The 14,152-nt window shown below is 22.9% G+C and carries 13 protein-coding genes and 1 pseudogene; 6 read left to right on the plus strand and 8 right to left on the minus strand.

From position 1 onward, the window contains the following. The first annotated feature begins 71 nt into the window (after window positions 1–71). On the plus strand, window positions 72–878 hold the full coding sequence (locus D500_RS02025; RefSeq protein ID WP_008362791.1) for a hypothetical protein: 807 nt from the start codon (window positions 72–74) through the stop codon (window positions 876–878). A 2-nt stretch (window positions 879–880) separates the two neighbouring features. Here D500_RS02025 and D500_RS02030 read toward each other — a convergent pair whose 3' ends face one another. From D500_RS02030 to rpsU, 4 genes are all read right to left on the minus strand, one after another. Continuing rightward, window positions 881–2,242 (minus strand): dihydrolipoyl dehydrogenase, encoded by a 1,362-nt coding sequence (locus D500_RS02030; RefSeq protein ID WP_008362790.1) that lies wholly within the window; start codon window positions 2,240–2,242, stop codon window positions 881–883. A 75-nt stretch (window positions 2,243–2,317) separates the two neighbouring features. Next, window positions 2,318–3,241: a Holliday junction branch migration DNA helicase RuvB gene (gene ruvB / locus D500_RS02035; RefSeq protein ID WP_008362788.1), complete on the minus strand. Its 924-nt coding sequence runs from the start codon at window positions 3,239–3,241 to the stop codon at window positions 2,318–2,320. 14 nt (window positions 3,242–3,255) lie between these two features. Further along, complete coding sequence (gene ruvA, locus D500_RS02040) at window positions 3,256–3,816, minus strand: Holliday junction branch migration protein RuvA (RefSeq protein WP_008362786.1); 561 nt, start codon at window positions 3,814–3,816, stop codon at window positions 3,256–3,258. Between the two features lie 127 nt (window positions 3,817–3,943). After that, the gene (rpsU, locus tag D500_RS02045; protein ID WP_008362785.1) at window positions 3,944–4,108 is read right to left on the minus strand and encodes a 30S ribosomal protein S21; all 165 of its coding nucleotides are present in this window, start codon (window positions 4,106–4,108) and stop codon (window positions 3,944–3,946) included. Window positions 4,109–4,445: 337 nt separating this feature from the next. Here rpsU and D500_RS02050 point away from each other — a divergent pair, with 337 nt between their 5' ends. The 3 genes and pseudogenes from D500_RS02050 (at window position 4,446) to D500_RS02060 (ending at window position 7,275) form a co-directional block, all read left to right on the plus strand. Then, on the plus strand, window positions 4,446–4,802 hold the full coding sequence (locus D500_RS02050; protein WP_239759487.1) for a lipoprotein: 357 nt from the start codon (window positions 4,446–4,448) through the stop codon (window positions 4,800–4,802). Further along, window positions 4,784–6,194 (plus strand): annotated as a pseudogene (locus D500_RS02055) (IS3 family transposase). The gene D500_RS02050 and the pseudogene D500_RS02055 overlap by 19 nt, the downstream one beginning before the upstream one ends. Before the next feature lie 403 nt (window positions 6,195–6,597). Further along, window positions 6,598–7,275, plus strand: a complete 678-nt coding sequence (locus tag D500_RS02060; RefSeq protein ID WP_008364391.1) for a lipoprotein — start codon at window positions 6,598–6,600, stop codon at window positions 7,273–7,275. A 170-nt stretch (window positions 7,276–7,445) separates the two neighbouring features. Here D500_RS02060 and D500_RS02065 read toward each other — a convergent pair whose 3' ends face one another. From D500_RS02065 to D500_RS02080, 4 genes are all read right to left on the minus strand, one after another. Beyond that, on the minus strand, window positions 7,446–8,183 hold the full coding sequence (locus D500_RS02065) for an Mbov_0400 family ICE element protein (RefSeq protein WP_008364389.1): 738 nt from the start codon (window positions 8,181–8,183) through the stop codon (window positions 7,446–7,448). 417 nt (window positions 8,184–8,600) lie between these two features. Next, window positions 8,601–8,834: a hypothetical protein gene (locus D500_RS02070; RefSeq protein ID WP_008364386.1), complete on the minus strand. Its 234-nt coding sequence runs from the start codon at window positions 8,832–8,834 to the stop codon at window positions 8,601–8,603. Between the two features lie 96 nt (window positions 8,835–8,930). Next, window positions 8,931–9,296 (minus strand): hypothetical protein, encoded by a 366-nt coding sequence (locus tag D500_RS02075; protein WP_008364384.1) that lies wholly within the window; start codon window positions 9,294–9,296, stop codon window positions 8,931–8,933. 213 nt (window positions 9,297–9,509) lie between these two features. Next, the gene (locus D500_RS02080; RefSeq protein WP_008364382.1) at window positions 9,510–11,717 is read right to left on the minus strand and encodes a hypothetical protein; all 2,208 of its coding nucleotides are present in this window, start codon (window positions 11,715–11,717) and stop codon (window positions 9,510–9,512) included. Window positions 11,718–11,868: 151 nt separating this feature from the next. Here D500_RS02080 and D500_RS02085 point away from each other — a divergent pair, with 151 nt between their 5' ends. Together D500_RS02085 and D500_RS02090 are read left to right on the plus strand one after the other, a co-directional pair. Next, window positions 11,869–13,551: a hypothetical protein gene (locus D500_RS02085; RefSeq protein ID WP_008364380.1), complete on the plus strand. Its 1,683-nt coding sequence runs from the start codon at window positions 11,869–11,871 to the stop codon at window positions 13,549–13,551. Between the two features lie 4 nt (window positions 13,552–13,555). Beyond that, window positions 13,556–14,146 carry an MFS transporter gene (locus D500_RS02090; protein WP_008364377.1) on the plus strand — a complete coding sequence of 197 codons (591 nt, stop codon included), beginning with the start codon at window positions 13,556–13,558 and terminating at the stop codon, window positions 14,144–14,146. Window positions 14,147–14,152 lie beyond the last annotated feature (6 nt).

Raw genomic sequence — 14,152 nt, forward strand, 5'->3', positions numbered from 1 at the left:
ATCATCTTTTCTATTTATAATAATATCAAAATATGATATTTAATATATTGTTAAAATAAGAAAAGGTAAATATGATAAAAAATTTAACAGTTAACCAATTTTTTTTAGTTGTTTTACAACAACATTTAATAGCTAGTTTATTAGAAGAAAATGAAATAAAACCATCTAAAACCAAACAAAAAGTTCAAATTTATACAAAATCTAAACTAGCACCTTTAATAAGTAATTTTCCATTTAGACTACAAGAAATGATCTATGATTTTTTAGATCTAAATGATTGAAGTGAATTAAAAGAATTTTTAAAAATTAGAAATGAAGAAATTAAAAACGAAATCACTCCATCAGCTTTACAAGAACTAGAACAAAGTGAAGATGGTTATGAAATTAATGAACAATTTGGTGAAATGTTTAGTGTAATGACAAGTATTAATGTCTTTTCTCTTACATATGATTGTTTAGATGATGTTCAAAAATTATTTCCTAAACTAGGTGAAGATGAATTAATTAAAAATGTTAGTTATGATGATATTAATTATTTATTTCAAACTATATTAAATAGTGCAATCGAAAAAATAAAAGAACAATATTTAAACTATTTTGATGAAAATCAAGATGAAGTTTTATCATTATTTGATGATGCACAAACAAGTAATATAATTGCTGCAAAAAAAGCATTAACAGATAAACTTTTTGAATACTTTGAAAACAAAAAAATGGAATATTCTGATTCTTTTGTTTCTAACTTTTTATCTGGTAATGCTGATAAATTAATTGCAGGTTATAAAATTATAAAAGACATAATTAAAATTGATTTTTTAATTAGTTTAAACACTTTTATTGCTGATATTATGCCTGAAATTTTAAAAAAGATTAAATAAAATTAGTTTGACTTAATTCCTTTTATTCTTGAAGCATAGTAAAAAGCTTCACCAATAGTTGGATGAGTGTAAATTGTTTTTTGTAATGTAGCAAAATTTAATTTTTGTTGCATAAATAATCCAATATGATTAATTAATAAATTAGCATTTTCTATCATCATAAAACAACCTAAAATTTCTTGAGTTTGTTTTGAAATTAAAAACTTAATAAATGAATAATCACTAACTATATTATCAGCATGAGCTCTTGGAAGTGCTTTTGAATTAATGATAATTGAATCAAATTCAATATTTTGTTCTTTTAATTGTTGTTCTGTTAAACCAATTCCAGCAATTTCTGGGTTTAAATAAATTGCTCAAGTAACTAGGTTTTTATCAAATTTTTCATTTTTATTAGTATTTAAAATATCACTTGCTACAATATCTCCTGTTTTATAGGCAACTGAAGATAATAAAGTTAATCCAGTTACATCACCAATAGCATAAATATTATCAATATTTGTTTTCATATGTTCATCTACTAGAACAAATCCATTTTTATCTTTTTTAATATCAATATTTGAAAATGCTTCAATATTTGGAGTTCTTCCTACAGCTAGTAGGATTTTTTTACTTTCTATAAAAGTTTCATCATAATAAACTTTATTATTATCGATCTTTTTAATATTTACATTATCAATAACTGTAATATCTTTTTGTTTAAAATATTCTTTTACACTTTTTTGAATATCAATATCAAATCTTGATAAAAACTCAACATTAGTTAAGATAGTAACTTTTGATCCTAAAGTATTATATAAATAAGCAAATTCTAATGAAATTGGACCATCTCCAATAATAGTTAATGAACTTGGAACATCATTTAAAACTAAAGCTTGATCTGAATCTAGTAAATATCCATTTTTTTGTGATTCTTCTAGTCCTTCAAAGTTTATAATTTTAGGTCTTGTTCCAGTTGCTAAAACTAATTTATCAAAATTAATAATTTCATCATTAACTTTAATACTATTAGTAGTTAAAACTTCACCAAATCCTTTATAAAAAGTAATACCATTTAAATTAATTTGATTACTAATAGAAGTATTGAAAAATTCTTTGTTTTCTAGTCTTCTTTGTTGCATTTTTAAAAAATCAAATGAAATATTATCAACACTAATTCCAAATTTTTCTGCATTTTTAATTAGTTCTAAAACTTTAGCTGATTTAATTAAAGTTTTAGTTGGAACACATCCTTTATTTATACAAGTTCCACCTACATCTTGTTTTTCAATTAAAGCTACTTTTTTATTATTTAAACTTAAAATATTTGCAAGACTATAACCACCAGGCCCTGCTCCTATTACTACTATGTCAAACTTTTTCATAACTACTCCTTACTGCTATCTACTAATATATTAATTTAAATATAAAAGATTAAAATATTTTTTTATATGTTTAAATTAAAAATTTTCAATATATTTTAAACCTTTGTAAGTGATTTCTCTACCTTTAATAGTTCTTATAATTAGACTTTCTCTAATTAAAAAAGGTTCTATGTTATTTGCAATAATTAAAGGAGTTGTGTTTAAAAGATGAGCAATATTATCTAAACCAACTCTTTTATTTTTTGCAATCATTTTTAAATAATTAATTTCAGTAACTGTTAAACCTAATTCATAAATTTCTAGTTTTTCTAAAACCTTTTTTATATAATTAATATCAATTTTTTTAGGATTATCACATATAATATGATCTTTAATTCTTTTAATTAGATTAATAGCAATTCTTGGTGTTTTTCTACAAAAACTAGCTAAATATAAGTAAATATCTTCTTCTAATTTAATTTGAAATTTATTACAATAAAGCTCAACGATTTTACTCATTTCTTCTAAATTGTATTCTTGCATTGTAAAACTAATTGGAAACCTATTTAATAAAGGTAAAGGAATTTTATTAATTTCAGTAGTAGCACAAACTATAGTAAATTTAGGTAAATCAATATTTACAACTTTAGAATTATAATCTTTACCAATAATAATATTTAATTTATTTTCTTCTAAAACTGGATAAATAATTTCTAAAACTTCTTTATTAACAGCATGAATTTCATCAATAAATAACACATCTTTTTCTTTAATACTTGTTAGTATTGAAATAATATCACTAGCTTTTTGTAAATTAGGACCATTTAAAATTCTAATATTTGTTTTTAGTTGTTTTGATAATAAATAAGCTAAACTAGTTTTTCCATAACCACTAGGTCCATAAATAAAAATATGATCAACTGTTTTATTTTGTTTTTTTGCAGATTTTATAAAAACTTTTAGATTATCTAAAATATTATTCTGACCAATATATTCTTCTCATTTTTCAGGTCTAAACATATAAACTCTTTCTATTAGTTATGTAAATAACTTAGTTGTTCTAAAACAAATTTAGTTAAATCATCTATACTCATATCTTCATCTATATTAATAATGATTTTATAAATATCTTTAGTTCTATATCCTAGTTTTTCTAAGCTTGTAATTACTTTAGTTTTTTTATCACTAATTTTGTTGTTAAATAGTTCTTTTTGTACGTTGTTTATAATTAGTTTTGCTGTATAACTACCTATTCCTTTAAGCTGTAATATTTTATCAGTTTTACCATTTTTAAAAATATCAATTAATTCATCATATAAATAGTTTTCTAAAATTAAAAAAGCAGTTTTTTCTCCAATTGTATTTATATTAATTAATATTTCAAAAAGATCTCTTACTAATTGGTTTTTAAACCCATAGTATTTTAAAACATTATCTATTATATTAGTTGCTATATAAACTTTATTATTTTCATTTAATTTGAATTGCTCTAAATCACTTTTTAAATATGAAACTCGATATCCTAAATTATTTTGTTCTAAATATATAAACTTGTCATCTATTTTATTTAATAATCCATTTATAAAATCGTTCATAATCTCACCTCATATAAGTATTAGGAAAAAATATTTAAAAGTGACTAATTATTTTAAAAATATGAATGATTTTATTTATAAAGAATAAAAAAAGAGTCATAAGACTCTTAATTATAATTATTTACCACTATTTGTATTTACGGTTTTGTTTTTGTTTGTAAATACGTTTTTCTTTTTTGCTTAAGTGGTATTCACGTTTTCTAGCTTCTGCTTTATTTGATGAAGCTACTTTTTGAAAGCGTTTTAATGCTTTTTCAATTGTTTCTCCATCATGAACAATAACACTTGCCATTAACTTTTTCAACTCCAATTCAATACAAAAATAATTATATCTTAAGTTGTTTTAAAAATAAAGTTTTTTAATGTTTTTTAGTAATTTGCAAATTATGTTTTGTTGATAAAAAGTAGTTTTTTACAGTAGATAAATAGCAGATTTAATATTTTTGACAATTAATTATATAAGAATTTGAAATAAAAATGGGTATTATACCACATTATTTTTTATAATCAATATTCTTTCATTTTTTATATTGACATTATATATACTAGTATATATAATGCAAGTGTTATATATGTTTGGATTTGTATATAACAAGTATTTTAAAATTTTTATAAGGAGATATATTAAATTGAAAAGAATATTAACAACTTTAAGTTCATTTGGTTTAATTACTACAATTGGAGCTAGTGTAGTAGCTTGTAAAAATGATAATTCTACTTTATTATCTAAAAAAGTAGAAGATACTAATTCAAACAAAGAAAAGGAAAAAGCAGCAGAAATAAAAAAACTTAAAAGTCAAATATCTGTATTAGAAGGCGAAGAAAAAAGAGCTAAAGAAATATTAGAAAAAATTGAAGAAGGAAATAAAAAATTAGCAAGTGCAACTGAAGAAGAAAAACAAAAACTTAAGCAAAATCCCCCGAACCCCATATTCCGGACTAAAAATCCAGGGAGTGGGGTTTTTATATGGCTAAATGAAGCTTAGAAAAAAAATTAAAAATTGTCAAAGAAGCTAAAAGACTTAATGTTAAAAATAGCACCTATTTGGCAGACAGGCATAATGTCTCGGCTAATACTTTAAAGGGTTGAATTTACAAATATGAAATGTTTGGAATAGAAGCGCTTACCCACAAGAAAACAAAACCTCATTATAGTTTGGAAGCAAAACAAGAAATAGTATTATATAAACTTAAAACTAAAGAATCATACAGGGAAGTTGCAAAAAAATTTAATATTATACATTCATCAACTATAGCTGGTTGAGTTAAAAAGTATAAAGAAAATGGAATTTTAGGGTTAAATAATAATATAGGAAGACCTAAAAAAATTATGAAAAACTCTAAGAAAAACCAGTTAAAAAAAAGAAAACAAAAATAACAACTAATAATGAAGATAGAATAAAACAATTAGAAGAAGAAGTTGAATACTACAAATTAGAGGTTGAATTCTGAAAAAAGTTAAACACCTTGTTGACAGAAGAAGAATCAACAAGGAAAAAACAAAAGTAATTTTAGAAATGCTAAAAACTCACAAAAAAGCTAAAGTTTCTATTCTTTTAAAAATAGCAAAATTACCTAAATCCTCTTTTTATGAATGAAAAAAGAAATTAGAAAATTCAATAGATAAGGATATGGAATTAAAAAATATAATTGTTGATATATTCAACAAATCATTTGAAAGATATGGCTATAGACGGCTAAAAATGACCTTAAAATCAATGGGATATATTGTGAATCACAAAAAAATTTTAAGGCTAACTAAAGAACTTGGTATTCAGTGTGTCAAATTTAGAACAAAGAACAGAAGATATAGTTCTTATAAAGGAACTGTTGGGAAAATCGCAGACAATGTTTTAAAAAGAAATTTTTCTTCAACAGAAGCAAACAGAGTTTGATGTACTGATGTAACAGAGTTTAAAGTTAATGGTCAAAAACTATATCTGTCACCAATTATTGATCTTTATAACAGTGAAATTATTTCATATTCAATTCAATCTAGACCTAACTTAAACCTAACTAATTCAATGCTAAAAAAAGCGCTTAAGAAGGTTAAAAATACAAATGGTTTAGTAATTCATTCTGATCAAGGATTTCATTATCAGCACATGAGTTGAGTAAGTACGCTAGAAGAAAATAACATAATACAAAGTATGTCTAGAAAAGGTAATTGCTTAGATAATGCTATTATAGAAAATTTTTTTGGTTTATTAAAACAAGAAATTTATTATGGTGAGAAATACAATTCAATAGAAGATTTAACTAAAGCAATACATAAATATATTTATTGGTTCAACAATATAAGAATAAAAGAAAAATTAAAAGGATTGTCTCCTGTACAATTCAGAAAACAATCCTGTTATAATATTGAAAATTTTTAGTCCGTGTTTAAGGTAGCGGGGGGAAATTAGAAACATTAAATAAGCAAAAACCTCAAGTTGAAAAACAATTAGAAACAATAAAAGTTACTAAAGAAGACTTAAAAGCAAAGTTAAAAATTTTGGAAAACAATAATTCATAAATTAGTCTATATAAATTTAAAAACTAAACAAAATAGAGACTTGTTAGTTTCTATTTTTTATTGATTAATTTCCTATCTTTTTTACAAATCCAACATTATATTTAAGACGTAAAAAATAAACTTATGTATAACTTTTTATAAAATTTAAAAAAATGAAAAACTAAAAAAGTCTAACTGGCTTATTTCATATATTTAAATCAATTAAACCTTTTTTGTATATGAATTATGTGAGTCGTTTCATTAATGCTTAGAAAGAATACAATATGAAAAAAATATTAACATTATTAGGAACATTTGGTTTAATCACTACAACTAGTGCTATAGTGCTTGCGTGCAGTAGTAAAACTTCTCAAAACCTTTCTAACAAAAATCCAGAATTAAAAGAAGAATCAAAATCAATTATTGATAAAAAAACTAAAAAAGAAATTGCTGATTTAGTAGAAACTATACTAACAAATAATTTAGATGCAAAGGATATTTCAGAAGAAATAATCAAGAATAAAGGTAATATATCAAAAGAATTTTCAGATCTTTTAGATGAAAAGCATATGAAAAATAATAAAAACGTTGAACAAACACTAAATGACTTTAGTGAGGAATTAGTTGATTTTCTAGCTCCACTTATTGTTGGTGATGTATTAAAAACATATCCTCAATTAAGAAAAAATGATGATGGTTCAGGCGAGAAATTTGTTTGAGTTCTAGAAACTCAAATTGATAATAAAAATCAAGACACAGTAGGAGTCATATTTAACGGTAGTTTAGATAAAAATTCATCTAATGAAATAAACGAACTTTATAATGGTGATGAAAGTGAAGAAATGATTAACCAATTAGTTAAAGAATATAAAGACAAATTAGCTAATTACAAAGAATCGTTTAAAACTAAAAATAAAGACAATCTTGAAAAGTTAAAATCTTTACTTTCTAAACTTTCCTAAGACCTTCGAATTCGAATAATAATACAATAATAAAAACAAAGGCTTGGGGGGTCCCCAATCCTTTTATTTAATTAGAAATTTATTATACCAAACTATAACTACAATTTATATATTGACACTATATATACACTTGTATATATAAAAAAAGACTATATTATAGATAGTCTTAATTACATTTTATGTTTATTAGAATTACTTTTTTGATATTCTTCTCATTTATCATCCATTTCAAAAGAATTATAAACATATTCTAATTCGTTATAATAGATTGGACTAATGAATTTAACATACTCATCTTGATTATTTAATCTTTTTTCTATTTCATCTCTTGAAATTGAATGATATGTTTCTATTACAGTTGTGATTACTTTTTCAACTCTTGTTCGTCATTTTTCATACTCTAAACGACCTTGCTCAGTTTTTGTTTTGTCAAGCATTCATTCTGTTCTATTGTTATTAAAACCTACTACTCCATTAAATACTAATTTATTTTTATTCTCATAAAGTTTATTCATTACTTCATCATAAATTCAAGGAGCTAATTGGTAATTATTATAATACTCATCTTCTTGGTAAAGTTGTTCAAATAATTTTCTATCCATTATATTTACGACCGAACAATCTATTACATTACCAAGAGCTTTACCTTTAACTGGTTCATTATAAATAGTTTTATTTAATAAAATTAAATTTTTATCTTGATTTCTATAAATAGAAGCTTCATTTTCTTTTTTTAGTGTTTTAACAGATAGATAATAAACTTTATCATCAGAATAAAAAACAACATAAGGACGGTGAAGCTTATAATCACTAGTTTCTATAGGTCTAGAAAATCTATCTCTTGCTATTGGTAATGTATTATCTAAATTTCTAAATTTAAATACTATACCAAACATTACACTATTCATAAATATTAGTGCTTCTTTCTATTACATATTGATTATACAAAAAAAAGAACCCCTAAAAGGAGTTCTATTTTTGGTTCTATTTATTTCTGGCTTCACTCCCGGAAGCCTGCGTTCAGTGAACCTTCTTCGTAATCAATGTATAAATATAAAATATTTATACTTTAACTATATCATAATAATTTTGGTATTGCAATTAATATCAAGAAAAATTATTGAATATACATAAAGTTTATATTTTATAATACATTTTATCTTTACTTAGTATATACTAACTTTATACTAAGTATAAAAAAAAGAACCCTTAAGTTCTTTTACCAAACAAAGCTTCTCAATACTCTTTTTTTGTAGTCTCATCTACTTTACTTTTACCAAACAAAGCTTCTCAATATTGTTTTTTAATTGCTTCATCAACTTCATCTAAATTAGTTTTATTGAATATAGTTTGTCAATATACTGTTTTATCACACCTTTATAGTCTCTTGTGGTAAACGAAGCTGCTCAACTTGATTTATTATTTAGTTTTTCTAAGTCTCATTGTGCTATTTGTTTAGTATATTTTAATTCCATTCTTTTAGCAATTTTTTCTTTAATTTCTTTTGAAAGGCCGTGATGATATGTTACATAATCTTCTACTGAATCACCATTCATCATAGCTTTAAATTCAATACTTCTTTGTTCATCATAAGTAAGAAATTTTTTTATATTCTCATATCTTCATTCCTTAATAGTTGGTAATCTCCTAACCTTTTATTTTTCTTTTAATCTGTCTAACATTATGCCTATACCTTGAACAAAAACATCTGTTCTAGTTGGGGCTTTACCATATTTAGCTTTATATAATTCCACTAGCTCATCATATTTAGCACTCACTTCAGGTGTTATATATAAACCTACTTTCATAGGTTTGTCATTTACTTTCTTTTCAGGTTTTGAAAACAAATCTCTTTCAATTTGTACATTTTTAGAAATAGAATTGGTGCTAATAAAATCTTTTGCTAAATCTTTATTTTCTTTAGATTTTTGATGAGCTACTTTTTCTTCTAGCTCCATTCCAAAGTCATCTTCATAAGCATTAGAAATGGTTAAATCAAATTCGGTTTTATTATCTTTCATTATTTCTATCTCCTTAATTTATATTTTCGGTATATTTTGGATATATATAATTTATTCTTTATATATATTTTATCGTAACTTTTTATATATTATGTATAAATTAAGGTTATATTTAATATTATACTTAGTATATACTAACTTTATACTAAGTATAAAACACTACTTTAAGTAGTTAAAATTACATTTAAGTTTATAAAAACAGTTGTTATTATTTTAGTATTTTTTAACAAATTTAACTTCAATGATTTCATATGGTTTAGAAGAACATTCTAGTCTTAAAACAGGTACTTCATGACCAAATACATCTTTTTTAAGTTTAATTCCAACTACATAATAAGTTTTATCATTTCACTTAACTTGTTGATATAACTTAACAGGTTTACTTAGTTCTATAAATTTTGGAGTTTCTCTGATTTGGTTAGGAGTTAAAGTAGGTTGTTCAGTAGTATTATTTGTAGATTCTTCAACTAATTCTTGTTGATTTGAATCATCAGTTGAAACTAAAGTAGGTTGTATTTCTTTGGCATCAATTTCTGTGCTTAATTCTTCAGATACTTTAGTTTCATTTACTTGATTTAATCTAGAATCTAAAAAGTCTTTATCATTAGTATATTCAACTAAATTACTATCAGGGCTTATAGTTCAAATCTTATTGTTTACAACTTGATTATTAGTTTGTTCTAAATTAGTTTCAGGTTTATTAATTCATAATTGATTTGATTGATTTTCAACTATATTAGTTTGTTGTTGATTTGTTTGTTCAGTTTGTTGTTCACTTATTTCTTGTTGTTTGATATCACAAGATTGATCACAAGGACAGTTTGTTACACTACATTCACAACCATCTTTTCTACCACAATTTTCTTGTCAATCTGATTCAACTTCACAACATTTATCATCTTTACAATCTTGTTCTTTGCAAGCTGATTTATCACAAACACCTTCTTCTTTACAACAATCACTTTCTTTACAGCATTCTTGTTTGTTTTCAAAAGAGTTTTGTTCACAAGATTGTTTACATTCTGAATCTTGAGTTTCTTGACAAGTTGTTTGAGTTGAACAACAATCTTGTTTGTCTTCACAACAATCTTGTTCTTCACAGCATTTGTTATCTTCACAACAAGATTCTTCTTTACAGCATTCTTGTTTTACTTCACAACATTTATCATCTTTACAATCTTGTTCATTGCAAGTTGATTTATCACAAACACCTTCTTCTTTACAACAATCACTTTCTTTACAACATTCTTGTTGTTCACAACCATCTTCTTTTACTTCACAATCTTGTTTGCATTCTTCTTTATTACAAGTGTTTTCACACTTAGATTGTTCTTGATTATTTGTTTCTTCTAATTCAGCTTTTTCTTCAACCCAATGTTCTTTACTTAATTCTTCAACTTCATCAGTATTCATTTTTTCTGGTAGTTCAACTACTGGTTCACTAATTAATTTTTGATCTAAACTATCTATTTTTTCTTGACCATCTATTTCAGTTCAACTATCTTTTGTTAAATCTACTTTTTCAATTAATTCATCAGTTAAATCTTTTTCTTCAAATCAAGTATCTTTAGTTAAATCTTGTTCATCTAAACTTGGTTCAACTAATTGTTCATCTTGATTTTCTAAATTAGTTTCTTCAGGTTGTTCAACTTCTTCAACTACTTTATCTTCTTTATCTTCTTCTACTTTTTGTTCTTGTTCGCTCTTACTACCATTTTCTTCATTTTGTCATCTATCAACATTAATAGTAGCTGTTCCAAATTCTTCAGGATCTAAATCAATTTCAAGTTCTTCTATTTGTTGATTAGCTAATAAAGCTTCTTCATCTACATCATCTTTAAAACTATCATTTGTTGTAGTTTTTAAATCATCTAAGTTGATAGTTGAAGTTTGATAAAAAGTATCATCACTAGCTATTAAATTAACTAAATTTAAATCTTTATCTAGAATTTGATCAACTTGATCTTCATCATTTTGTTCTTCTAAATATTGTTCAAAATTATTTACTTTAGTTTGATTATCTAAAGGTGATTCTTCATAAACATGATATTTAGCTTTTTGTTTTTTAAAATATTCATCTAATCAGTTTTGATGTTTTTTTCTTTGATGATAATCATCTAAATTACCAGTATTTTTTAAACTAGATTCTTTATTTTCTATATTAATTTGATCTTCTTCAGTTTGGTATTTTTCTAAAAACTTTAAAAAAGCTTCAGATTTGTTTTTATTTTTTTGATCTAATCAAATTATATATTTAATATATTTATCTATTGTTTGAATCATATAAGGTTCATAATCTAATAGATCAATAGCTAACATTTCTTTAATAGTATCAAAATCAAATTTTTTAATAGAAACATAATAATCAATCTTATTAATTAAAACATCATTTAAATATTGCTTGACTTCTTTTTTTGCCATAACCTTAACCCTAAATCTTCCTTATTCTTTTTATATTATAGTTTATATAAAATATACTTGTATAAAGTTAGTAAAAAATCAATATTTATTATTAAATAATCTATATAAGTTATTTTTGTTATAATTTTTTAGTTATAAAGGATCTGATTTTATGAAAAAAGTTCTTAGTTATTTTTTAATAATTTTAGTGTTTTTTACAAGTTTATTTTTTATTAATAATAAGCCTAATAATCAAATTAATTTAACATATAATACTCAATTTAATAATGAAGATTCTCAAAGTAGTGTTAAAGAATTTTTATGAGGTGGAAAAGCTTTAAGATACTTTTTATACAAACATTCAGATGCACAAACTAATAAAAGTTTTAATCAATTTACAGATAACTTATTAGGTAATTTTGAAATAGTTTTTAAATATAAAACTAAACATGGTTATCGTCAAAATGACTATATAACTGATCAGCAAAGTGAAGAATTTAAACATGCGATTTTATCAAGTATTTTAGTAACTTCAGAATATGGTTCAACTTCTCCTGAAGAGTTTTTTGCTGAATCATTTAGTAGATATGTTTCAGCTAATGAAAAACAAAAAAACTTAACTTGATACTTATTAGAACATTTTTTTACTAAAACTTTTTATAAATTAAAACAACAAAATATTGGAATTTTACCTTCAAATAATATAGAAACTAATTGAAAAAAAATTAAAAATGTAATTGATAATGAAACTGATGTTTTATATAAATATGAATTAGAACCTGATAATAATTTGGATGATAAATATGATAGATTAACTCCTTCAGATCTAGGATATCAGGAATTATATTATAAAGATTTAATAGATACAAATCACGTACATATAACAAGTGGTTATATTTATGGTTATAATAGTCCTCAGTATGTTTATGATACTGTTAATTATATTTATAATAAGATTTTTTCAAAACAAATTGCTAACTTAGATTTTTTAAACACAAATAGAAATGTGTTAAGTGCTAAGAAATTTATTTATTATTATGATGATAATAAAGATATTTTTTCAGATTATATGAAATTAAATTTATATAAACCAAAAAATGTTGTTAAGCAAAATGAAAGTGAACCGTTTTTTAAAAACTTTGATCAATTAGATGAATATTGAAAACAAAAATCAAGATTTAATTTTGGAAATAGTAGCGCTATTTTAATTAAACAAAATTTTGAAAATATTTGAAATGCTATTCCAAGTCCAAAAACTTTATATACTGATTATTTTGATTTAAATGCACTAAAAACTAACACAGTTCATTTATTTAACATTTTACAAAAAGTAACTCATAATAATTTAGATAAAATTTTTATTAACTTAATTCTAACTAATGATTCAAGATTTAGAATTAATAACAATGTTCTTGATGAAAAAATAAAAGGAATAACAAGTACAAGTTTTTCAAAAAATACTGCTTCAGCTTCTTATAGTTATGTTTTAGTTAAAGCTGATAGTTTTAATAAAAAAGAAAATCAAGAACAATATAATAGATCTTGATTTGCTTCAAATAATCAATTTCAAACTTTAAATCATGAATTTGGTCATGTTCTAGATAGTTTTTTAGCTTTAAATCATTATCAAGAACAGTTAAATAAAACTAACTTTTCTAGTTTAAACTTTTGAGCAGATCGTCAACAATCTAATTTATATCAAGGAAATATAGTTGTAAATAAAAATAGAAATTGAACTTTATATGCTATTTTTATTATTGGAGTTATTGGAATTAATTTAGCAATACTTATTATGTATATTGGATATAACAAAATCTTTAAACCAAAAAACAAAAAAGTAATTAGAATAGAATAATCTTATGGAAAATAAAATTAATTATAAAACTTATAAATCTTTAAAGTATTTAGCAACAATTAGTAGTGTTATTTTAGCAATTTGTTTATTATTAACTTTTGTTCAGTTTACAAAAGATAAACCTATTTTTACTAGCTTAACTCCTTTTATTAGCTTACAAGTCATTTTATTAATACTAGGTTTTGTTTCTTTAATAGTTTATATAATCTATAGAGTTAAAATACTAAAAACTAGTAATTATGTATATATGAAAAAAGAAATTATTTATTTATATTCTAGTTTTAGTTTATATTTATTTAGTTTTATATTAACTAGTATTTATTTACTAATAGGTTTATTAGTAAATAATAGTAATGCTATTAAAATATTGTTTTATGTATTTATTAGTTTATTTTTTATATGTATTATACTAAGTAGTATTTTTGAAACTTTATCAAGATTAAAAGAACAACTTTTATTATACAAACAAGAATATCAACACCAACAAGATTTAAAACAACAAAAACAACAAGCAAATAAAACTGTTATTGTTAAAAAAACTAATAAAAATAATAAAACTAATAATAAGTCTAAAAATCCATTTATAGAAGAATAAAAAATC

Origin of the sequence: Mycoplasma feriruminatoris (assembly GCF_000327395.2) — a bacterium.
GTDB classification, from domain to species: Bacteria; Bacillota_I; Bacilli_A; order Mycoplasmatales; family Mycoplasmataceae; genus Mycoplasma; species Mycoplasma feriruminatoris.